Source organism: Endozoicomonas sp. ALD068 (genome assembly GCF_049310145.1).
Taxonomy (GTDB): domain Bacteria; phylum Pseudomonadota; class Gammaproteobacteria; order Pseudomonadales; family Endozoicomonadaceae; genus Endozoicomonas_A.
In genome coordinates, this window is sequence record NZ_JBLYNU010000004.1 from 5,170,224 (window position 1) to 5,193,804 (window position 23,581).

Sequence of the window (23,581 nt, forward strand, 5' to 3'; positions counted from 1 at the left end):
CTGAATGTCTGTTTATTTCTTTGACAACAGATTTTAGGCAAATATCAATCGGGGTGGTGAAAGGCAGGTTCAACGGTATCCTTACTTTTTTTACTTCAATCCGGATAATGAATCATATCCGCTGATAGGGCTCACAGCTGGAGTAATTGTAGATACATCAATCTATTATCAAGCTCCTGAATCTGATTTAATCGCCTCTGTCCGTGATACAGAACACAGGTGGGACTTACTGAACATAGGTACAAATCAGTCCTGCTGCTGGTCAGTAACTACTTTTAATTCCTTATGGTATTATCCTTGTCCATAAACATTTGCTTAAGGCATTAAGTACTCAGCCATACGGAATCGAATATTTCTGGCTTATTGGGCAGGTGCTCTGCAAGGCACAACGACGGGAACATAGCAAGCTATATGACCAGGGTTGCAACGCAGTCAGAGTGCCTGAACAATGAGTCAGAAAATATGATTTCGTATGGTTGAGTACTTACAGTAGAATAATGACATGATCTGGATCATCGCACTCATTGCTCTGATTATTATTGGTAACTTCATGTGGCTCCTGCCTTCCAAGTCAGACAGGCGTCGTATGAAGCTTAGAAACAAAGCCATCTTGTCTGGCTTTACCTGTCGGGAAATCAAAGACAAAGATCTTTTACCTGAATCTGCCATTATCGAGCAGAGCCCATGGCTTGAGTATTCCACTGTGTCTTTGACTGAAGATAATGATCCCGTTATCGTTCTGGAAAAAGCCGATGGATGCTGGCCTGAAAACACTAGAGTCGGCTCTGAAAAGCTCTCCAAATTACCTGCTTCCGCTGTCAGAGTGAGCTTCCGGGCAGGTTCCATCGCAGTACTCTGGAATGAAGAAGGTGAACTGGAGGATGTTCAGACTATCATGGATTTTCTTGAGAGCGTTGCGGTTACAGAGCCCCGGCAATAAACCTGAGCCACCACGTAAAATTCCTTCCGTTCTTTTCTTTTTTCTCAAGACAACTTTTGTGACTACCTCTTTATGTAAGAGAGGCAGTCACTCTGATACGTTAAGCCAGTCCTCGCTCCGGGCTGGTTCTTACATGGGTCAAATAAAGTGGCAGGCCAACCAAAAGGAAACCTCCTACCAAATTCCCCAGAGCGGTAGGCAGTTCATTCCAGATCAGGTAATCCATCACAGTAAACTCACCACCCATGATCATTGAGAAGGGAAAAAGGAACATATTGACAATAGAGTGCTCGAAGCCCATGAAGAAAAACAGCATAATAGGCATCCACATGGCCACCATCTTTGCACCTGCAGACGTTGAGATCATGGCGCCGACAACCCCCATTGATACCATCCAGTTACAGAGCATTCCCCGAACAAAAATCGTTAACCAACCTGCAAGACCATGCTCCTGATAGCCCAATGTTCTCGACTCACCAATGGCGGAGACTTTCGCAGCTATGGCTCCACCATCAATGCTGTAGCCATAGGTCAAAATAAACGACACAAAGAAAGCAGTAGTCAGTGCTCCGGCAAAATTCCCTAGAAATACCAGACCCCAATTCCTGAGAAGCCCTCGCATATCCACACCAGGTCGTTTATCAATTAACGCCAGAGGAACCAGGGTGAAGACGCCGGTCAACAAGTCAAATTTCATGAGATACAACATGATAAAACCAATCGGGAACAACAGAGCTCCGATCAGCGGTGAGCCAGTATTGATAGTCACTGTAATGGCAAAGATAGCCGCCAGTCCCAGAATAGCTCCTGCCATGAAGGCTCGAATAAAAGTATCTTTGGTTGACATAAAGATCTTTGACTCACCGGAGTCCACCATTTTTTTGACAAACTGATCGGGTTCGATATAAGCCATATAATTCCATCTCGCTAATTTTATTATTCGTCGAGTCCTGCACAGCAAAAAAGATGCCTGTCTTTTGATTTATCACTTAACAATTTGATTTTTAATAAGTTAACTATTTACAGGATGGCAAGTACCTGAAGAAAATAGTTGATGGGAAAGAAGTGAATCGGTGCATTTTGTGTGAACATGCACCAAAGAAGGAAAAAGTTTTGAGAGTAATGGGATACGATTAAACAAAAACCCCGGTCAATCTCTCAACCGGGGTTTTGCTTTATTCAATGCCTGGCGATGACCTACTCTCACATGGGGAAACCCCACACTACCATCGGCGATGCGTCGTTTCACTACCGAGTTCGGGATGGGATCGGGTGGTTCCAACGCTCTATGGTCACCAGGCAAAACTGGTCGAGCCGTTGGCTCTCGAGCTGGAAGCTTTAAGCTGGAGGCTTGAAGCTGTTTCTCGAAAGCGGAAGGCTCTGGAATCCAAATCTCGTTTAAGCTGTGTGTCTATTCTTGCTCAACACTCTCGTTCACTGTGTACGGCTTCAAGCTTCAAGCTTCCAGCTTTTGCTGGCAGCTTCGCTGCGCAAATCGCTTTGGCGTTATATGGTCAAGCCTCTCGAGTCATTAGTACGGGTTAGCTCAACGCCTCACAACGCTTACACATCCCGCCTATCAACGTCGTAGTCTTCAACGTCTCTTATGGGCCTTGCGGCCAGGGAAGTCTCATCTTGAAGGGGGCTTCCCGCTTAGATGCTTTCAGCGGTTATCCCGTCCGAACTTAGCTACCGGGCAATGCGTCTGGCGACACAACCCGAACACCAGTGGTTCGTCCACTCCGGTCCTCTCGTACTAGGAGCAGCTCTCCTCAAACTTCCAACGTCCACGGCAGATAGGGACCGAACTGTCTCACGACGTTCTAAACCCAGCTCGCGTACCACTTTAAATGGCGAACAGCCATACCCTTGGGACCGGCTTCAGCCCCAGGATGTGATGAGCCGACATCGAGGTGCCAAACACCGCCGTCGATGTGAACTCTTGGGCGGTATCAGCCTGTTATCCCCGGAGTACCTTTTATCCGTTGAGCGATGGCCCTTCCATTCAGAACCACCGGATCACTATGACCTACTTTCGTACCTGCTCGAGATGTACCTCTCGCAGTCAAGCTGGCTTGTACCATTACACTAACCGCACGATGTCCGACCGTGCTTAGCCAACCTTCGTGCTCCTCCGTTACTCTTTGGGAGGAGACCGCCCCAGTCAAACTACCCACCACACAATGTCCCCGATCCTGCTAAAGGACCTGGGTTAGAACCTCAATATTGCCAGGGTGGTATTTCAAGGTTGGCTCCATGCAGACTGGCGTCCACACTTCAAAGCCTCCCACCTATCCTACACAAGCAACATCAAGATCCACTGTGAAGCTGTAGTAAAGGTTCACGGGGTCTTTCCGTCTAGCCGCGGATACACTGCATCTTAACAGCGATTTCAATTTCACTGAGTCCTGGGTGGAGACAGCGTGGCCATCGTTACGCCATTCGTGCAGGTCGGAACTTACCCGACAAGGAATTTCGCTACCTTAGGACCGTTATAGTTACGGCCGCCGTTTACCGGGGCTTCGATCAACCGCTTCTCTTGCGATAACAGCATCAATTAACCTTCCGGCACCGGGCAGGCGTCACACCGTATACGTCCACTTACGTGTTAGCACAGTGCTGTGTTTTTAATAAACAGTCGCAGCCACCTGGTATCTTCGACCCCCTTCAGCTTACGGAGCAAGTCCGATCACCAAAAGGGGCGCACCTTCTCCCGAAGTTACGGTGCCATTTTGCCTAGTTCCTTCACCCAGGTTCTCTCAAGCGCCTTGGTATTCTCTACCTGACCACCTGTGTCGGTTTCGGGTACGGTCCCTCTTGACCTGAAGCTTAGAAGTTTTTCCTGGAAGCCTGGCATCAACCACTTCCCCACCTTGGTGGGTTCGTCATCAGTTCTCGGCTTTATGAACCCGGATTTGCCTGAGTCCACAGCCTACGACCTTAAACAGGGACAACCATCGCCCTGCTGGCCTAGCCTTCTCCGTCACTCCATCGCAGTCAAAAGGGGTACAGGAATATTAACCTGTTTCCCATCGATTACGTCTTTCGACCTCACCTTAGGGGCCGACTCACCCTGCGCCGATTAGCGTTGCGCAGGAACCCTTGGTCTTCCGGCGAGGGAGCCTCTCACTCCCTTTATCGTTACTCATGTCAGCATTCGCACTTGTGATACGTCCAGCCCACCTCCCGGTGAACCTTCAACCGCTTACACAACGCTCCTCTACCGGTTCAGTTGTCAGTTTGCAGTTGTCGGTTGTCAGTTTGAACTGAGTTATTTAAAACTCTTGTGCAAACTAACCAACATCTTACTGACTTGGTTGTATTCGGTTTTGAGGTCTTGCCATTGCTGATCGTCAATGTAATTGAGATCAAGGCAGTACCTTAACCAAACTCTCATTTCGTCAGATGATCCGATAGCCATCAATATGAACCTTCGAAACTCTGCTTTTGAGATGATCAGTTTCCCATGTCCTTCAGCAATATTTGCACAGATTCCTTTACTGGCTCTGCGCATCTGATCAGCAAGTCCATGCATTTGTTCAATTCTCGGAAATTCCAGCGAGAGCTTGTGAACTTTCAAAGAAAGCTTATAGGCCCGTTGAAATACTTCTAAATCTTCAAATCGCTGCATACTTACTTCTCATACTGCCAACTGACAACTGTAAACTGACAACTGAACCCCGTAGCTTCGGTGAATAGTTTGAGCCCCGTTACATCTTCCGCGCGAGCCGACTCGACCAGTGAGCTATTACGCTTTCTTTAAAGGGTGGCTGCTTCTAAGCCAACCTCCTGGCTGTCTGGGCCTTCTCACATCGTTTCCCACTTAACTATTACTTTGGGACCTTAGCTGACGGTCTGGGTTGTTTCCCTTTCCACGACGGACGTTAGCACCCGCCGTGTGTCTCCCGTGATTGCACTCATCGGTATTCGGAGTTTGCATGGGGTTGGTAAGCCGGGATGGCCCCCTAGCCCAAACAGTGCTCTACCCCCGATGGTGAGACACGAGGCGCTACCTAAATAGCTTTCGAGGAGAACCAGCTATCTCCGGGCTTGATTAGCCTTTCACTCCTATCCACAAGTCATCCCCTGGCTTTTCAACGACAGTGGGTTCGGTCCTCCAATCAGTGTTACCTGATCTTCAACCTGCTCATGGATAGATCGCCCGGTTTCGGGTCTATTCACTGCGACTGGACGCCCTGTTAAGACTCGCTTTCGCTACGGCTTCCCTATACGGTTAACCTTGCCACAGAAAATAAGTCGCTGACCCATTATACAAAAGGTACGCAGTCATCAGTGGCCAGTTGTCAGTTGTCGGTGGTCAGTTTTGTTCAGCGTCAATTTCAACACCTCTGCAAATCTGCCCGTATTTTCCAACTTGACGACCTGGTAATCAGTCATCTGCTGTCGCTTGCCTACTGGCAACTGACAACTGACAACTGACCACTGACTCCCACTGCTTGTACGTACACGGTTTCAGGTTCTATTTCACTCCCCTCAACGGGGTTCTTTTCGCCTTTCCCTCACGGTACTGGTTCACTATCGGTCAGTCAGGAGTATTTAGCCTTGGAGGATGGTCCCCCCATGTTCAGACAACATTTCACGTGTGCCGTCCTACTCGATTTCACAATCAATGGCTTTTCGCGTACGGGGCTATCACCCACTATGGCCACACTTTCCAGAGTGTTCCGCTAAACCAAAAATTGCTTAAGGGCTACTCCCCGTTCGCTCGCCGCTACTGGGGGAATCTCGGTTGATTTCTTTTCCTCCGGGTACTTAGATGTTTCAGTTCCCCGGGTTCGCCTCCTAAACCCTATGTATTCAGGTAAAGGATACTCACTTGTGTGAGTGGGTTTCCCCATTCGGACATTCCTGGATCAACGCCTGTTTATCGGCTCCCCAAGACTTTTCGCAGATTACCACGTCCTTCATCGCCTCTGACTGCCAAGGCATCCACCGTGTACGCTTAGTCACTTGACCATATAACCCAAAGCGATCTCTTCGAGATCTCAGTTGTCAGTTGTCGGTGACCAGTGGTCAGTCGATTCGTGGCAACTGATGGTTATAGGCAATAACTACCTTTAACGATCTTCAGTAACCGGCAACTGTCAACTGACAACCGGCCACTGATACGCCCTACACTTGAGAGTGTCTCAGCAAGAATTTCATTAAAAGACCAAAGTCTTTTAAATCAACTCAGCTTAATTTAAGTTTGGATTCCACATTGTTAAAGATCGCATTGTCCGCTTTCTGTTAAAGAAGGGGACAATGAAGCAAAATACGCTTAATGAATGAGTCGTTCGGATTAATGGTGGAGCTAAGCGGGATCGAACCGCTGACCTCCTGCGTGCAAAGCAGGCGCTCTCCCAGCTGAGCTATAGCCCCATATTCCGAATCATGATTGGTGGGTCTGGGCAGACTCGAACTGCCGACCTCACCCTTATCAGGGGTGCGCTCTAACCAACTGAGCTACAGACCCAATCCTGCTGGTTCAGCGCACCGCCAAAACAACCGATTCATTAAACACACTTTTTTAAAGAACAAAACTAACAACTGCCAACTGACCACCGTCAACTGACAACTGATAATCAAACAATTCGTGTGAACGCTTATGGAAGGTCGGTCTTCGTTTAAGGAGGTGATCCAGCCCCAGGTTCCCCTAGGGCTACCTTGTTACGACTTCACCCCAGTCATGAATCACTCCGTGGTAACCGCTCTCCCGAAGGTTAAGCTAGCTACTTCTGGAGCAACCCACTCCCATGGTGTGACGGGCGGTGTGTACAAGGCCCGGGAACGTATTCACCGTGACATTCTGATTCACGATTACTAGCGATTCCGACTTCATGGAGTCGAGTTGCAGACTCCAATCCGGACTACGATGCACTTTCTCAGATTAGCTCCACCTCGCGGCTTGGCAACCGTCTGTATGCACCATTGTAGCACGTGTGTAGCCCTGGCCGTAAGGGCCATGATGACTTGACGTCGTCCCCACCTTCCTCCGGTTTGTCACCGGCAGTCTCCCCAGAGTGCCCACCCGAAGTGCTGGTAACTGAGGATAAGGGTTGCGCTCGTTGCGGGACTTAACCCAACATCTCACGACACGAGCTGACGACAGCCATGCAGCACCTGTCACTGCGTTCCCGAAGGCACCCCTCTATCTCTAAAAGGTTCGCAGGATGTCAAGGCCAGGTAAGGTTCTTCGCGTTGCTTCGAATTAAACCACATGCTCCACCGCTTGTGCGGGCCCCCGTCAATTCATTTGAGTTTTAACCTTGCGGCCGTACTCCCCAGGCGGTCTACTTATCGCGTTAGCTGCGTCACCAGAAATGCAAGATCCCCGACGACTAGTAGACATCGTTTACGGCGTGGACTACCAGGGTATCTAATCCTGTTTGCTCCCCACGCTTTCGTACCTCAGCGTCAGTGTCAGACCAGAGTGTCGCCTTCGCCACTGGTGTTCCTTCCTATATCTACGCATTTCACCGCTACACAGGAAATTCCACACTCCTCTTCCGCACTCTAGCTTGCCAGTTTTGGGTGCCGTTCCCAGGTTGAGCCCGGGGCTTTCACATCCAACTTAACAAGCCGCCTACGCACGCTTTACGCCCAGTAATTCCGATTAACGCTCGCACCCTCCGTATTACCGCGGCTGCTGGCACGGAGTTAGCCGGTGCTTCTTCTGCGAGTAACGTCACAGCTCAAGGGTATTAACCTTGAACCTTTCCTCCTCGCTGAAAGTGCTTTACAACCCTAGGGCCTTCTTCACACACGCGGCATGGCTGCATCAGGCTTGCGCCCATTGTGCAATATTCCCCACTGCTGCCTCCCGTAGGAGTCTGGGCCGTGTCTCAGTCCCAGTGTGGCTGATCATCCTCTCAGACCAGCTACGGATCGTCGCCTTGGTAGGCCTTTACCCCACCAACAAGCTAATCCGACGCAGGCTCATCCGATAGCGCAAGGTTCGCTCCTTATAAAAGAAACGGGTCCCCTGCTTTCCCCCTTAGGGCGTATGCGGTATTAATCCGGATTTCTCCGGGCTATCCCCCACTACCGGGCAGATTCCTACGTGTTACGCACCCGTCCGCCGCTCGTCAGCAACTAGCAAGCTAGTTCTGTTACCGCTCGACTTGCATGTGTTAGGCCTGCCGCCAGCGTTCAATCTGAGCCATGATCAAACTCTTCAGTTTAAATCGTTTTGTCAGCTGCCCCGAAGAACATGCTGACTGCTCAATCTTTGCAATTAAACGTACATGTTAGAATTAACGAGTATGTTCGCTTGCTTGATCAGCATTTAAATCATTTCAGAGCAAAGCTCTGTTGACCGATGCCATTCGCACAAGCGCCCACACGAATTGTCTGATAATTTGTTAAAGAACTGGATTAAAACAAGAAGGTTTTAATCGGCTGATTCAGCGGTCAGCGCTGTTCAGCGAGGCCGCTATCTTACCGCGACCGTTTTTGTTGTCAAGCCTTGTCTTCGCCAAGGAGTCAAAGCGGCTTTCCAACCCGCTAAACTGACAAACACTTATGATTGATCAGTGTTGTTTTTCCTGTTCAGCGGCGGCGCATTCTACATCGCCAAACCAGACTGTCAACCAATATTTTATTGATTGCAATGCCGTCTGCCAGTAATGGAATATTGCGCCGGATAAGTAGAATGAATTATACGTCTGAAACCGACTATGGCAACAGAGGATTAATACCTAATACTCAATAGTGCTATTCAGGCACCCAATCATTCCAACGACAAATGTCGCTTGAAAACCGGCTTGACGATCTGTTTGCTCAGGCCCTGAAGAAATCGAACGCAACGACATCTGCAATTTTCTTTTTGTTCAGCATTAACATCAGGAGGCGATCAAGCCCCATAGCGACACCAGCGCAATCGGGCATACCTGACCTCAAGCCTTCAACAAGATGATGATCGTAAGGGTAAACTGGTCTGCGCAGTTCTCTACGATTAGCCTGCTCCGTTTTGAAACGCATCTGCTGCTCTTCAGCATGGGTCAGTTCGTGGTAACCATTGGCCAGTTCAACACCGTTAACAAAAAGCTCGAATCGTGCTGCCACCCGGTCCCCTTGATCATTTGTATGAAGCTTCGCCAGAGCAGCCATACTGGCTGGGTAGTCGTAGACGTAAACGCCATTGAGCTCACCGGCCTCACCGACACCGAGCTCGGGTTCAATCTTCTTTGAAAACAACAGATCAAGACAATCATTTCTTTCCAGGCCTGAGAGTGCCTCATCGACATGCTTTTTAACCAGATCAGAAAGCGCCTCATCTGTTGCCCCATGAGGATTCAGTCCCAGTTTTTCCTGAAAAATGCCCCCATAACTGACTCTCTCTATCTCTTTAAAAGCTGTCACTGAAGACAGGAGTGAGGTCATATCATCCATTAACTGGTGCGGATCCATTCCGAGTCGGTAATATTCAAGCATCGTGAATTCAGGATTATGGCGCCCGCCTGCCTCTCCATTACGAAACACTCGACCCAGAGAATAAATATCACCACTTCCCGCAGCCAAAAGCCTTTTCATTGGAAACTCGGGTGATGTATGCAGGTAGCAAGTTTGCTCACTACCTCCACCGATAGGTAAAAAGCTAGTGACAAAACTATCGATATGAAGATCTACAGTTGCGCTGGCAGAAAGCATGGGCGTATCCACTTCCATCACTTGCTGCTCGTCGAAGTACTGCCGGATTCTGGCGAACAGCCGGGCTCTTTCTTGCAGTGTCGAGATTGAGGCAGAGGGCTTCCAGTTGTCGGATGACATGTAAGTCATACTCCATTTGCCAAATGAGTCACATGTTAGCCCTCAGAGGGACGCAATCAATTAAAGCGGCGGACGATGCTAAAGCCCTCCAGCCAAAGGCTGGAGGTAACGGTCAATTACTTCACACGACCCACATACTCACCAGTTCGGGTATCGATTTTCAGAACTTCACCTTCAGTGATAAACAAAGGCACCTTCACGGAAGCGCCAGTACTTAGCTTGGCTGGCTTGGAGCCGCCCTGGGCAGTATCACCTTTCAGGCCCGGATCGGTTTCAATGACTTCCAGCTCTACGAAATTAGGTGCGCTCACAGAAAGAGGAGATCCGTTGTAAAGGGTTACGGAGTATACTTCCTGCTCCTTGAGCCAATCGAGAGTATCCCCCACGGCTTCCTTGCTGGCAGCGTGCTGCTCGAAAGAACCGTCAGTCATCATGAAGTGCCAGAATTCACCGTCGGTGTAGAGGTACTCCATGTCATAGTCCATCACGTCTGCCGCTTCGATGCTTTCACCAGACTTGAAGGTACGCTCCCAGACACGGTTGCTCATCAGGTTGCGGAACTTGACGCGGTTAAAGGCCTGACCTTTACCCGGTTTTACAAACTCGTTTTCAATGATGACGCAGGGATCACCTTCCAGCATCACTTTGAGACCTGAACGAAATTCGTTGGTACTATAACTAGCCATCGGACACTACCAGCAAAATGAAAACCCCTATGATAACCCGTTACGAGGACGGTGTGCATACTGACAAGCTATCAACCCGTTTTATGCTTCCTGAAGAGCAACCAGACAACTGGAAAAAAGTGCTGGCTGATTCAGTCACCGACCCTGAAGTATTGCTCAACATTCTGAATCTTCCAGACACTTTGTTGCCGGGGGCCATCAAAAGCGACAAGTCTTTTCGTATGCGGATTCCACGTCCTTTTATAGATCGGATGACCCGGGGTGACCAGTACGATCCGCTGCTCAGACAGGTTCTGCCTCTGGGTGAAGAGTGTGAGGAAGTCAGTGGGTTCAGTCTCGACCCTCTGGCAGAACAGTCTCAGAACCCGACCGAGGGCATTATTCATAAATATCAGGGAAGACTGCTTCTGATTATCAGCGGAGCCTGTGCCATAAACTGCCGCTTCTGCTTTCGGCGACATTTCCCTTATGAGGACAACCGGCTGGGCGGAGACAACTGGATGCAGGCGATAGAATACATTCGCACTCAGAACAGTATTCATGAGGTCATATTAAGTGGCGGAGATCCACTGGCTACCACGGATAGTCGCCTTGCTCGTATGGTAGAGGCACTGTCCGATATACCCCATGTGAAAACGCTTCGAATTCATACCCGACTGCCTATTGTTATTCCCCAGAGAGTCACCAAAGAAATGCTTCATTGGTTTTGTAGCGGAAGGCTGAAACCCGTTATGGTGATTCACTGCAACCACGCCAATGAGATCGATGAACAGGTTGAACGAGCGCTGCAAAAGCTGAGACAAGCGGGTGCAATAGTATTGAACCAGACGGTGCTGCTTAAAGGCATCAATGATGACTCCGGATCACTGGCCGATCTGAGTCACACCCTGTTCAATGCCGGAGTTCTACCCTATTACCTGCATCTTCTGGACCGGGTTCAGGGTGCCGCCCACTTTGACGTAACGGAAGAAAGAGCCAAAGTGCTCGTTAACGAGCTGATGCAGAAATGTCCGGGTTACCTGGTCCCCAGGCTGGTCAAAGAAGTAGCAGGAGAAGCCAGCAAAACCCCCATACCGGTTAATTAGCCTGTCTGTCACGCTGGATTCTTTAAGCCCGTGATCTTAATATAAGAAATGGTCCTAAAGGATTTTTAACAGGCAGACAATCAGGATGATTTCATGGACGCGCAGAACGAAAGGATTCCGCTGCAGCTCCCGTCTCAGAGCCTGAACACTTTATCGTTCAGCCAGACCGATGTGCACGGAGTTCATCAATGGCTCAGTGAGCTGCCTAAAATTGATAGATCTTTGTCGTTTAAATCAATAGGGCAGGCACTGGAAGAGCTGGCTCGCCTCAAAGTACAGCCTTCTCTTCAGTGGTCTCTGGTTGAGCAATTCAGACCCGTCGTTTATTTTCTGGTTCATCAGAGTCAGAATCAGGTTCTGAAAGATATCATCACTTTTAACGATGCTCAGCAGGTAGAATACGATAATTGTCTGAAACTGCTGCTCAGACTGCTGAGAGTCTACAAAGTGATTGTGCGCAGCAGCCAGAACCAGGAGGATGCTTCCAGCCCTCTGGGCGCCGCATTGCATCGCTCACTGACTGAAAGTGCCTCCATTCTGCTCTTTACCTGTGAGTATTATCGACCTGCTCCCGAGCGGGTGTGGCTGGAAATGCACACCCTGTACTTTACTGCCCGCACACAAAATCTGGACACTTTCAGCCTAGAGGATGCCATCACTACCAAGGCCAGAAAACTGTCTCTTTCAGATCTGTATAAGCGTGCATTGCTACTCAGTCGTTCCCGATCCAACCAGCTGAGACCTCAGGAAATCCGACAGATTTTCAAGGCCCTCTGTCTCTGGGCACCGCACAGCAAACTCGAGCCGGTTGAAAACAGCCGGTCGCACTTTGTGGTCAATCTGGATTCCGATGAAGGGCTGCTCTACAGCTCTCTATTGGAAGGAGAAAAAAATGATCACCTTATGGCTCTGGATTCCAGGCTGCTGACCGCGCACCTCAAAAAGCTGAGCGAATCGGTCTCGGAAGAAAAACCCGGAGCTCTGACAAAACGGGTCATTGATCATCTGGCAGCTGCATGGAGCCTTCCCGGGCAACGAAAACACCAACGTCAGACAAGCTCAGACAGCTGTGAAATCTGCTTTGGCTTCAGCGCTGTTCATTATTTCCTGCACGGCCAGCAGTCGTTTGATGAAATGGTTTCCAGACATATAGCCCATAACCAATCCGGTATGAGTAGCTTCTCTTCCAATGACAGTAGTGATGCCTGGTCCGAAGCCCATGACACCCATACGGATGAAGATACAAAGATGTCCACGAGCACTTCATCCATTCAATTTACCCGCTCAGGCAATCAGGGCTCTCTCTATCCCGTCTATGATTGCTCGATCATCAATACCTGCGCAGGGGGTTACTGCCTGAGCACCAGTGGTGATCTTGAACGCCAACTGCGAACCGGGGAGCTTCTGGCCGTCAGGGAAACCGGCCAGAAAAACTGGTTACTGGCCGCAGTCCGTTGGGTTCAGGTGAATAATCAAAAAGATCTGCTCATAGGTTTGGAACTTCTGTCTGCCTCAACAAAACCCTGTGCGCTTACGCCTCTGAAAAAAAACATGGACACCAGTCACTATCAGAGAGCTTTCCTTCTACCGGTCATGCCAGCCGTGAATGATATGCCCACCCTGATAACGCCCAGGGTCTCATTCAAAAGTGGACTGAAATTCACTCTGCTTCAGGGAGACAAAATCCGAAAAGGTCAACTGCTGGAATGCATCTCCAGTTCACCAGGCTATAGACAGTTCAAATTTCGGCTGCTGGAAGATCAGTACTGATCGCTTCTATACTTTCTTCGATTCAACCCTGAAGATCGAAGCAGGGGCAATAAAGTGTTCAGCAACCATTGTTTGCAATATGTACTACCATTCATCTTCCTTCTGACAGGCTGTAGCACCACTCAGGAGGTCATGGATTCCTGGCACGGCCACCACGTAGAAGAAGCCATCAGTAACTGGGGAGCCCCCAGTTCCATGCTGGAACTGAAGAATGGTAATAAAGTTTATAGCTGGGTCTCTAACTGGGGCTCAGCCTACCTGATGAGCACTTGTCGACAGTCGTTTACTACTTCTTCCAAAGGCGTCATTCAAAACTGGCGATACACCGGTTGCCCGTACTGGCAATCGATATCGATGGATAAAATTAAAAAGATGTCGTCTGAGTGACACTTCCACCGTCGCCAGAACGCAGGAGGCGCCATGGTTAGCACTTAACGATGTTCAAAACTGATACCAGAACAAATCACTCGATATTCTGAATCTGCTCCCGCATCTGCTCAATCAACACCTTAAGATTAACGGCACTTTGTGTCAGACCTGCGTTGATGGATTTTGAGGACAGCGTATTGGCTTCCCGGTTGAGTTCCTGCATCAGGAAGTCAAGTCGGCGCCCGATAGCTCCTTTCTTGCCCAGGGTGTGTTTAACTTCAGAAACATGGGTCGACAAACGATCCAGCTCTTCATCAACGTCCATTTTCTGAGCCAGAAACACTAATTCCTGTTCCAGTCGATCCGGGTCCAGTTCAGCCTTGGCTTCTTTCAGACGATCCATGATTTTTTGTCTTTGGGACTCCAGCAAATCAGGGAGAACAGAACGCACGCTCTCTACTTCTTCGGTCACGCCTTGCAGCCTTAAACGGATGAACTTCTCCAACTCGCCCCCTTCTCTGCGACGGAAATCCGACAGCTGTATCAGAGCCTCTTCAAAGGCTTTGATAACCGCCGCATGAACCGGAGCCATATTGGTCTCTTCATTGTCCATAATGCCGGGCCATTGCAAGACCTCCAGAGGATTTACGCCGGAAGCATTGATGAAGTAGGTTTCAACTTTGTTGACCACTGACTGCAGAGCTTCCAGGGCCGATTCATTGACGTTCATCTGCTGCTGACCTTCTGCCAGTTGCAGCTTTAATGAACATTCGACCTTACCCCTGTGCAGATGCTTTCTCAATGCTTCTCGCAATGCAGGTTCTACTTCCCTGACAGCTTCTGGCAGACGAAAATGAGGCTCCAGGTAGCGATGATTGACTGAACGAATTTCCCACACCAGACTGCCCCAGCCCTCCTGGACCTGAGTGCGGGCAAATGCCGTCATACTGGAAGTCATAAGTATCCCTGTTAAAAGAACCGTCAGCCACATCGGCTGAGCATAAATTACTGCACTGAAAAGCAACCGCCCCGAGTGCCGCCTTTGAAGATGTCGGAATCCTGATCAACCCGGATCAGGAAGCAGAACGGGAACCACCCAATCTTTTTCAGAGCGAAAGTTTGTGGTCCGGTGTTGCAGGATACATCAACAGCAAGCAGTATCAAGCCTCGATCAACTTCCGGCCATTAATGGTTATTTTATGGCAAACATAGAGCCCAACGTCGGCGTTGGTTATAATTCCGCTTTTAATATTCCCGGCGGTAGAAGGTAAGACAATGCGGCGTCCTAGTGGAAGAACTGCGGATCAGTTACGCAACATCAAAATCACTCGTGAGTACACCATGCACGCTGAAGGATCAGTGCTGGTTGAGTTTGGCAACACCAAAGTGATCTGCACAGCGTCTGTCGACAGGTCAGTCCCCCGATTTCTGAAAGGTTCCGGACAAGGCTGGGTGACCGCCGAATACGGTATGCTGCCCCGATCAACCACAGATCGCATGGGCCGCGAAGCCGCCAGAGGCAAGCAGGGTGGCCGCACCCTGGAAATTCAGCGTCTCATTGGCCGCTCACTGCGTGCTGCTGTTGACCTGAAAAAACTGGGCGAGAATTCCATCACCATCGACTGTGATGTTATCCAGGCAGACGGTGGTACCCGTACAGCCTCTATTACCGGTGCCTGCGTGGCTCTTGTTGATGCGATCCGCCATATGCAAAGGAAAAAGATCATCAAGAATGATCCATTCCTTCAGTTGATTGCTTCTGTTTCTGTAGGTATTTACAAAGGCAGCCCGGTTCTTGATCTGGATTATCCGGAAGACTCCAACGCTGAAACCGATATGAACGTTGTCATGACAGAAGAGGGTGGTTTCATTGAAATTCAGGGTACCGCTGAAGCAGCACCGTTCAGTCAAAACGAGATGACAGCCATGTTAGCTCTGGCTAAAGCAGGCATTAATGACCTGATTAACCTGCAGAAAGAGGCTCTGGCAGAATAAACCGCTTGATCCAGACCGCCTGCCGGTCTGGCATAACCCGATGGGACGAAAGGATATTGATAACCGACAGCCTGGCAGCTATCTGTTAAATGCGAGACAGTCTGCGAGAATGCAAAAATCCTGTCGAATCACAAAAGAGCACATCGAAAGGGCAAGACCTTTTGATGTGAACCGGGATGATTTCCCAAGCCCTGCGACTGACATCTGCCCTTTCATGAGTGAAGACACAAAAAACACACTTATTTTCTTGATCTATCCTTCCTCTCTGTAAACCAGAAGGCAAAGATAGAACTATTAAACACTTACTCTTTTTGGCACTGCTGTTACTGACGTTGTCTGCCATCTGCCAGGCTAAACCCTTGACAAAACACTTTGTTATCGAGCTTGAACGGAATGCAGATTTTTCAAACCAGAACTTTTTGATAAAGCTTGACCGACGAACATTGTCAGGCAACCCGCCTGAGATTGCCGACACAAACGGCTATACAGAACCCGATTCACAGACTGATAACAAACGACACAAACCTGACAGTTACTGGATAAAAAAAACCTCCCAGTGCCCAACCCCTTATTCATGGCTGCTTCTGGAAGCGGTTATCACTGTCGGCTGGCTTTTAAAAAACTATTGGAACCCCGACTCATCGCTGTTTAACCCAATTGAAGGACAGGAGACGGGTCAAAATCCCCCGTTTGCGATCACCACTATGATGCCTGGCACTGAACAGGACCAACCACAATATCAGTCATCACAATCACCGGGCCAGAATACCTCACAGGCCACTACTCATATTACATGCTATTACAGCGGCCTACTGTATTCTGACACTGGCGGCGGTAATGAAGACCCTGGACAATCCCTCCATACTTTGGGTTTAAATTGTTTTGTCTATCCCTGTGACGACGTTTGTCGATTCCGACAATCTTCCGACCCATCCAATAGTGTAAACGGAGTCGCCTCAAACTCAATGGTTTCAGAGGCAGCTGATACAACTCCCCCTGTCGGACAGGCAACCTGCAACGTGATCCTGATGGGAGATGATGGCCAGCTGCGGCAATGCGGGAAGGTCTTCAAGAATGAAAGAGTACTTATTTCTCACAAAAGCAAATACCACACCGGGCAAAAAACCTGCGACTTAACTTTAGTCGGTGAGGATGGTCAGCTTGGGCCATGCGGAATGGTCTGCCAGAATGCTAAAGCCCTGTCGAACCACAAAACCCAATATCACACCACGCAAAAAATCTGTGGCGTAAGAGTCGTCGGAGAACTTGGCCAGCTTCGGCCATGCGGAACGGTCTGCCAGAATGCACAAGTCCTGTCGAATCACAAAAGATACGCCCACACCAGGCAACAAATCTGTGGTGCAACCGTTACCGGGGAAGATGGCCAGCAGCGACTGTGCGGGAAGATCTACAAGCATAAGCTAGCCCTGTCGTATCACAAAACCAAATACCACACCGGGCAAAAAACCTGTGACGTAATACTAGTCAGCGAGGATGGCCCGTCAAGGCCGTGCGGAATGGTCTGCCAGAATGCTAAAGCTCTGTCGAATCACAAAAGAACCCACACCAGACAAAAAACCTGTAACCTGACAGTAATCGGGGAGGATCGCCAGCCACGGCCATGCGGATGGGTCGGTCAGAATGCTAAAGCCCTTTCGAATCACAAAAGAATTCATCGAAAACGCAAGCCTGTTGATGCGAACCAGGATAATGACCTCATCCCTTGAACTGATACCCGCCCTTTGATGAGAAAGACAAAAAAACACACTTATTTTCTTGATCTATCCTTCCTCTCTGTAGATCAGGAGGCAAGGATAGAATTATTAAACACCCACTCTTTGCGACACTGCTGTTACTGTCATTGTCAGGCAACCCGTCTGACATTATCGACACAAACTGCTATTAAGAAGGTGCAGATCAGCTCTCCAGTTCCCAGTCAAAATCGATGATGACCGGCGCGTGGCTGGAGAAAGCCTGGTTTTTGTAGATGCCGCCATTCAGGACACTGTGACGCATCCCGGCCGTAATGATCTGATAATCAATACGCATGCCCAGATTATCGTGACGCAGAAACTCATCCTGCCACCAGCTGTATTTGCCAGACTCACGATCCACTTCACGATAAGCATCAAAGAAGCCCATATCACCCAGCAGACCTTCCATCCAGCCACGTTCAGCAGGCTGAAAACCGGAAACTTCTTCAGAATCGCGCCAGTTGGCCACATCAATCTTGCGATGAGCAATGTTCCAGGTACCCGCCATAATGAATTCACGGCGCTTGCGACGCTGTTTGTTCAGATGATGGGAGTAATTGTCCAGAAAGCGATACTTGAAGTTCTGGCTGGCAGCATCATGACCTTCAGGCACATGCATGCTGGCAATACTGATCTTGTCAAAGTCAGCCTGAATATAACGCCCTGTTTCGTCCGCCTCGGAAAAACCAAGCCCGCTGATAATAGCTTTGGGCGCCTGACGTGTATAAATGGCTACACCGCCACAATCTTTCCTGTCATAACCACCGTGTGCATAACAGAAATATCCATTGAGCTGATACTGGTCTTCTTCCATTGCAAACTCATCTTCTCGAATGTCCTGCAAACAGATGACATCGGCATCCTGGTCCATCAACCAGCCAAGCAGACCTTTTTCACGCGCGTTTTTTATGCCTTCGCAATTAAAGCTGATAACTCTCATTATTGACTACACCTTACCTGAACCAGACCTGGCCCGGCATAAAGCAAACTACCTGATTGAACTGTCGACCTGAGTCAACAGTCATTAAAACAGGCTTAATCCTGCATCTGCCTCAGGCCAATGAGGGTGTTGCAAAAGCAGCGACAAAGCTGAGACAGGGAAAAAAGTGGCAAAAAGCGAAGTTTACAAGGAGTAAATGAGCATTTTGAATCACCTTTTAACGCAGTATCAGTCAGGCACAGCACCTTTGCGACGGCCTCCAATGACTTGGGAATCGACTCATAACCTGAATAGTCACAGGTCTCTCTCCATAACCAGAGCATTGCTTCCCGGATCCGGGACCAGCCTTATACAGCCCTGATTAAACCCTGGAAATGACTTAATAGTTAAAAGTGCTGCATTTCCAAGGTAAAAGTTCAACTACACAGAGTACAGGAAAAGAGGGAATTTTAACTGAAGAATGATACAGGGTTGTCGCCGATATGTTTATCCGCATAAATGCTGCAACAGCTTCTCAAAATATCAGAGCAGTGCACTGTCGTCAGGCATCAAAACATCACTTTGGCTTTTTTTCATTTAAAGACACTACTTTCGAGGATAGCTGCACCCATGGATAGTTGGCAAAGGTATTTTCAAAATTGAGGGTTCCCATACAGTTTACTGACCTTCTTACTCAAGGCTAAACACAGAATTACAAACTCACTGTCGTAAGAATAGCGTTCAGCATTTCCGATCCATTTTATGGGGTTTTATAAAAGCCTCCTACAGGTTGACGGTTCGTCCTGCTGCAAGCGGCGCCAGTGACCCAAACTTTATTTGACCGGAATCATGTAAATCGCTTCAGAGCCTGCATGAGAAGAATTTTCGCGGTAAAATAAAGCTACCTTTTTTCGAATAAGCACTTGATAGATCATGCTCGATTATCAGAGAGAATTTCTAGACTTCGCCCTGCAAGAACAGGTGATTCGCTTCGGTGAGTTTACCCTCAAATCTGGCAGAAAATCGCCCTACTTCTTTAATGCCGGCCTTTTCAACACTGGCGAAGCCATCAGCAAAATGGGGCAGTTCTATGCTCACGCCCTGGTCAATTCTGGTATTGAGTACGATATTCTTTTTGGTCCGGCCTACAAGGGCATCCCTCTGGCCACTACCACTGCAGTTGCATTATCTGAGCATCACGACCTCAATACGCCCCTGTGTTTCAACCGCAAGGAAGTTAAAGAACACGGCGAGGGAGGCAATATCGTCGGAGCCCCCCTTGAAGGTCGTGTCATTATTGTGGATGACGTGATCACAGCAGGTACTGCTGTTCGTGAAGTTATGGAAATTATTAATCAGAGCCCTGCCAGTCCGGCGGGAGTCATGGTTGCTCTGGACCGTCAGGAAAAAGGCAAGGGCGAACTGTCAGCCATCCAGGAAGTTGAGAGAGATTTTTCCATCCCTGTGGTCAGCATTGTCACACTGAATGACCTTTTGTCGTACGCCGAAGAGAATAAAGATATAAAGATGCATGCCCCTGCCATCAGGGAATACAGGGAACGTTACGGAGTCTCATAACAATCTCTGGCATCAGAAATAAGCGGCTCTCTTCGATCATGTCGGCCTGTTTCGCTGCTCTGACAGTCTCTTGCGCCAGTCTAAACGCAGACGGCTGTCAAAGCAGCAAGGGCGATCACTGAGTCGCCCACTGACACATCGTGCTTATCTGAAGACGACGGTTGCAAGCACTTCCCATTGTGCGAGCCACTGCTCAGTTGGCTTCCGTTTGAACTCACTGCGCACGTACTGACAAATACGTCCTTCAGCAATGGAGAGCAACATATTAGCCATAGCACCCGGAGTAGCTTGAGGTCTCAGCCCCTCACTTAATTCAGCACCTCTCAGGACCTGCTTGATCTGGGTTTCCAACCGGTCAAACAGTTTGAAGACTCTCTGTCTAAGGCGATCAGGCTCTCCAGCCAGAGCATCGCCTGTGAGAATACGAGTCAAACCAGGGTTTTTCTCACAGAAACCCAGCAGAAGTTGCAGCATCATGCCGCAGCGCCGCAAAGCCTGTTGCTCTTCTTCCATTATCAAATTAACCCTTGAGAACAGAGTATCTTCTATGAACTCTATCAGTCCTTCAAACATCTTGGCCTTGCTGGGAAAGTGGCGGTAAAGCGCTGCTTCAGACACCCCCACTTCTCTGGCCAGAGACGAGGTAGTAATCCTCTCCCCGGGGGCATTTTCCAGCATATGAGCCAGTGCCTGCAGAATTTGATCCTTTCGGGAAAACTTTCTGGTTTTATCCATTACTTCTCGACACACTCTTACTATGTCCGTGAAAAATTTTCAGCCTCCAAACAGCCTTGAGCCGAAAATGCCGCTGACCTCTGACTGTAAAGATCACTGTCTCTTTTCTCAGAGGCTGTTCACGCATGACCGCCAGTAATCAGGGTACCCACACCCTGATCGGTCAGAAGTTCCAGTAGCAGAGCATGGGGAACTCTTCCATCAATGATATGAGCCCGGTTTACCCCATTACTGACTGCACTCAGGGCACACTGGATTTTTGGCAGCATACCGCCATAAATCGTGCCATCAGCAATCAGCTTCTCAACTTGCACGGAATCCAGTCCGGTCAACAATTCACCTTCTTTACTGAGTAGCCCCGGAGTATTGGTCAGCAATAACAACTTTTCCGCATTCAGAGCTTCTGCAAGATGACCCGCTACCAGATCGGCATTGATATTATAAGACAGACCCGAATCATCACCACCGATAGGTGCAACTACAGGAATGAAGTCCGAGTTCTGTAGCATCTCAACAATACCGGTATCGATGGACTCCACTTCACCCACATGGCCAATATCTATGATTTCCGGTGCAGACATTTCCGGTGTCTTATGAGTCACTTGCAGACGACGTGCCCGGATGAAGCGACCATCCTTACCTGTGACACCCACTGCACGACCACCGTTGTTATTTATCAGCGTGACTATTTCCTTGTTGACCAAACCACCGAGCACCATCTGGACAACATCCATGGTACTGGAGTCTGTCACTCTCATTCCCTGCACGAAGCGGGTTTCCAGATTCAGGCGTTTCAGCATGGACCCAATTTGAGGGCCGCCCCCATGAACAACAACAGGATTGATGCCCACAGCTTTCAGCATGACGACACCCTGGGCGAAGGCATTTTTAAGCTCTTCACTCTCCATAGCGTTGCCACCGTACTTGATGACTATGGTTTTACCTGCAAAACGCTGTAAATAAGGCAGAGCCTCTGTGAGCACCCGGGCCCGATCATGCAATGGCAGTTGGGTTGCTTTATCCATCAATACTCCTCACAAAACACAATCAGCCGAAAAAATACCAGAGCAAAAGTTCGACTCTTTATGACACTTCCGGTTCAGGCACTGGCTCGCATTGCCGACACTGATTTATCGAGTTCCAGAATGACCAAAGCCACCGACACCGCGATCAGTTTCATCAAAGCTGTCAACAATATCCAGTTTGGCCTGAACCACCGGCACTAGCACCAGCTGAGCAATGCGCTCACCGGGCTCGATGGTGAAAGTCGAACGACTCCGGTTCCAACAGGAAACCATCAGCTGCCCCTGATAATCAGAGTCAATCAAGCCCACCAGATTACCCAGGACAATACCGTGCTTATGTCCCAGCCCGGAACGAGGCAGGATCATGGCAGCCAGAGCAGCGTCTTCAATATGAATGGCCATACCGGTAGGCAGCAGCTCGGTCTGCCCCGGCTCCAGTGTTAGCGGCTTTTCCAGCATAGCTCTGAGATCAATCCCTGCAGAGCCGTCCGTCGCGTAGGCTGGCAAAGGGAATTCAGAGCCCAGTCGTGTATCAAGAATTCGGGTTTTCAGTGCTTTCATTGGTCACCTGACGTGTTTTTGTATTCTCTTTCCCATTTACCAAAACGACGCGCGACAATTTTCAGAATCTTTCTGGACAGAACGGTCTTGGAAGCTCTTGGTATGGGCTCTTCAAAATCTTCACCCAGAATGGTCACTTCATTATTGTCACTACTGAAACCTATTTCATCATCTGACACGTCGTTGGCAACAATCAGGTTCAGTTTCTTGCGACGCAGTTTATCTATTGCATAACCCAGAACATTTCGGGTTTCTGCCGCAAACCCGATAACAAAAGGAGGTTCTTCCAGATCGGCCACCGATGCAACGATATCCGGATTCTTGACCAACCTGATCTCCAGCGTTTCAGAAGGATCGTCAGGGTTCTTCTTGATCTTGTCTTTCTCGATTTCAACAGGACGATAATCACAGACCGCTGCACAGCCAATAAAGATATCAACCCCTTCGATGTTATCCAGAACAACCTGTTGCATATCTCTGGCACTGATGACATCAATGCGCTCAACCCGGTCGGGTGTTTCCAGGGCAACCGGGCCACTGACCAGTTTGACCGATGCACCGGCTTCCACGGCTGCGGCCGCCAGAGAGTATGCCATTTTTCCAGAGCTGTAGTTGGAAATAAACCGCACCGGGTCCAGAGCTTCCCGGGTAGGTCCGGCGGTAATCAGAACATTCAGGCCACTCAATACATCATGTTCAAACATTTCAGCGGTATGCCGGGCAATCAGTTCGGGGTCCAGCATTCGGCCCGGACCAATATCACCACAGGCCTGACTGCCATCGTCAGGCCCGAAGATGCTAACGCTGCGCTCTTTTAACAGTTCTATATTCTGCTGTGTGCTCTGGTCACGCCACATGCCCTGATTCATGGCAGGTGCCAGACAGATAGGCGCACTGGTTGCCAGACACAGTGTAGTCAGCAGGTCATCGGCCTGACCGCTTGTGAGTCGGGCAATGAAGTCGGCTGTGGCCGGAGCCACCAGCACTACGTCAGCCCAGCGGGCCAGTTCAATATGACCCATTCCGGCTTCAGCCCTGGCATCCAGCAGATCCAGGTGGACCGGATTGAGGGAAAGGGCCTGAAGCGTCAGAGGCGTGATGAATTCACAGGCAGCTTTGGTCATGACCACCCGGACATCCGCATCCCATTTGCGAAGCATGCGAATCAGCTCAGCACTCTTATAGGCAGCAATGCCACCTGTTACACCGAGCAAGATCCGTTTATTTCTTAAACGTTGCATAGTAGGCCTATGTTCGATAAATAAAGGGGATTTCTCAATTCCTTTAAACCTTTGGGTCTATTTTCGGGCTATTTTAATTTATAAGGCAGGCATTAGATAGATGACCTTGATCAGTCATTGTCTGCCAGATTCTTCTGGACTCATCTTTAGA

At 49.2% G+C, this 23,581-nt stretch carries 16 protein-coding genes, 2 tRNA genes and 3 rRNA genes; 7 read left to right on the forward strand and 14 right to left on the reverse strand.

Translation table 11 applies throughout. From position 1 onward, the window contains the following. Positions 1-502: 502 nt before the first annotated feature. Positions 503-940 (forward strand): hypothetical protein, encoded by a 438-nt coding sequence (locus ACO6V5_RS19015; protein ID WP_422136216.1) that lies wholly within the window; start codon positions 503-505, stop codon positions 938-940. 100 nt (positions 941-1,040) lie between these two features. Here the strand turns inward: ACO6V5_RS19015 and ACO6V5_RS19020 are convergent, their stop codons facing one another. The 8 genes from ACO6V5_RS19020 to efp form a co-directional block, all read right to left on the reverse strand. Next, positions 1,041-1,853 (reverse strand): formate/nitrite transporter family protein, encoded by an 813-nt coding sequence (locus ACO6V5_RS19020; RefSeq protein ID WP_317144287.1) that lies wholly within the window; start codon positions 1,851-1,853, stop codon positions 1,041-1,043. Positions 1,854-2,124: 271 nt separating this feature from the next. Then, a 5S ribosomal RNA gene (gene rrf, locus ACO6V5_RS19025) occupies positions 2,125-2,240 on the reverse strand. A gap of 210 nt (positions 2,241-2,450) precedes the next feature. Next, positions 2,451-5,917, reverse strand: a 23S ribosomal RNA gene (locus ACO6V5_RS19030). 329 nt (positions 5,918-6,246) lie between these two features. Further along, positions 6,247-6,322 (reverse strand) — tRNA-Ala (locus ACO6V5_RS19035). A gap of 17 nt (positions 6,323-6,339) precedes the next feature. Then, positions 6,340-6,416 (reverse strand) — tRNA-Ile (locus ACO6V5_RS19040). A gap of 152 nt (positions 6,417-6,568) precedes the next feature. Then, positions 6,569-8,124: ribosomal RNA gene (locus ACO6V5_RS19045) — 16S ribosomal RNA — on the reverse strand. Together the 16S, 23S and 5S rRNA genes with 2 tRNA genes alongside form the textbook arrangement of a ribosomal RNA operon. A 598-nt stretch (positions 8,125-8,722) precedes the next feature. Beyond that, complete coding sequence (gene epmA / locus ACO6V5_RS19050) at positions 8,723-9,712, reverse strand: EF-P lysine aminoacylase EpmA (protein WP_422492141.1); 990 nt, start codon at positions 9,710-9,712, stop codon at positions 8,723-8,725. Positions 9,713-9,828: 116 nt separating this feature from the next. Next, positions 9,829-10,398: an elongation factor P gene (gene efp, locus ACO6V5_RS19055; RefSeq protein WP_252177617.1), complete on the reverse strand. Its 570-nt coding sequence runs from the start codon at positions 10,396-10,398 to the stop codon at positions 9,829-9,831. 29 nt (positions 10,399-10,427) lie between these two features. Between efp and epmB the strand changes: the two genes are divergently transcribed. The 3 genes from epmB to ACO6V5_RS19070 all read left to right on the forward strand — a co-directional run bounded on the left by epmB (position 10,428) and on the right by ACO6V5_RS19070 (position 13,640). Then, positions 10,428-11,483, forward strand: a complete 1,056-nt coding sequence (gene epmB / locus ACO6V5_RS19060) for an EF-P beta-lysylation protein EpmB (protein ID WP_422139469.1) — start codon at positions 10,428-10,430, stop codon at positions 11,481-11,483. A gap of 93 nt (positions 11,484-11,576) precedes the next feature. Continuing rightward, positions 11,577-13,253, forward strand: coding sequence for a hypothetical protein (locus tag ACO6V5_RS19065; protein ID WP_422136213.1), 1,677 nt, complete (start codon positions 11,577-11,579; stop codon positions 13,251-13,253). A gap of 132 nt (positions 13,254-13,385) precedes the next feature. Further along, complete coding sequence (locus ACO6V5_RS19070) at positions 13,386-13,640, forward strand: hypothetical protein (protein ID WP_317144109.1); 255 nt, start codon at positions 13,386-13,388, stop codon at positions 13,638-13,640. Between the two features lie 76 nt (positions 13,641-13,716). Here ACO6V5_RS19070 and ACO6V5_RS19075 read toward each other — a convergent pair whose 3' ends face one another. Next, entirely contained in the window at positions 13,717-14,580 is an 864-nt protein-coding gene (locus tag ACO6V5_RS19075; protein WP_422136206.1) for a YicC/YloC family endoribonuclease, read from the reverse strand. A gap of 317 nt (positions 14,581-14,897) precedes the next feature. Here ACO6V5_RS19075 and rph point away from each other — a divergent pair, with 317 nt between their 5' ends. Together rph and ACO6V5_RS19085 are read left to right on the forward strand one after the other, a co-directional pair. Beyond that, positions 14,898-15,617, forward strand: a complete 720-nt coding sequence (rph, locus tag ACO6V5_RS19080) for a ribonuclease PH (protein ID WP_422136205.1) — start codon at positions 14,898-14,900, stop codon at positions 15,615-15,617. A gap of 359 nt (positions 15,618-15,976) precedes the next feature. Next, a complete protein-coding gene (locus ACO6V5_RS19085; protein ID WP_422411974.1) occupies positions 15,977-17,344 on the forward strand; it encodes a hypothetical protein in 1,368 nt (455 codons plus the stop codon). A 190-nt stretch (positions 17,345-17,534) separates the two neighbouring features. On the opposite strand, the gene ACO6V5_RS19090 is transcribed toward ACO6V5_RS19085, so the two are convergent. Continuing rightward, a complete protein-coding gene (locus tag ACO6V5_RS19090) occupies positions 17,535-18,311 on the reverse strand; it encodes an exodeoxyribonuclease III (protein WP_422136203.1) in 777 nt (258 codons plus the stop codon). 912 nt (positions 18,312-19,223) lie between these two features. On the opposite strand from ACO6V5_RS19090, the gene pyrE reads away from it, so the two are divergent. Continuing rightward, positions 19,224-19,868 carry an orotate phosphoribosyltransferase gene (gene pyrE / locus ACO6V5_RS19095; protein WP_422411971.1) on the forward strand — a complete coding sequence of 215 codons (645 nt, stop codon included), beginning with the start codon at positions 19,224-19,226 and terminating at the stop codon, positions 19,866-19,868. A gap of 144 nt (positions 19,869-20,012) precedes the next feature. On the opposite strand, the gene slmA is transcribed toward pyrE, so the two are convergent. The 4 genes from slmA to coaBC form a co-directional block, all read right to left on the reverse strand. Next, positions 20,013-20,603, reverse strand: a complete 591-nt coding sequence (gene slmA / locus ACO6V5_RS19100; protein WP_422136201.1) for a nucleoid occlusion factor SlmA — start codon at positions 20,601-20,603, stop codon at positions 20,013-20,015. A 119-nt stretch (positions 20,604-20,722) separates the two neighbouring features. Continuing rightward, positions 20,723-21,628 (reverse strand): acetylglutamate kinase, encoded by a 906-nt coding sequence (argB, locus tag ACO6V5_RS19105; protein ID WP_422136200.1) that lies wholly within the window; start codon positions 21,626-21,628, stop codon positions 20,723-20,725. A 105-nt stretch (positions 21,629-21,733) separates the two neighbouring features. Continuing rightward, a complete protein-coding gene (gene dut / locus ACO6V5_RS19110) occupies positions 21,734-22,189 on the reverse strand; it encodes a dUTP diphosphatase (protein ID WP_317144117.1) in 456 nt (151 codons plus the stop codon). After that, positions 22,186-23,430, reverse strand: a complete 1,245-nt coding sequence (coaBC, locus tag ACO6V5_RS19115) for a bifunctional phosphopantothenoylcysteine decarboxylase/phosphopantothenate--cysteine ligase CoaBC (protein ID WP_422136198.1) — start codon at positions 23,428-23,430, stop codon at positions 22,186-22,188. Before coaBC ends, dut begins: the two co-directional genes overlap by 4 nt. Positions 23,431-23,581 lie beyond the last annotated feature (151 nt).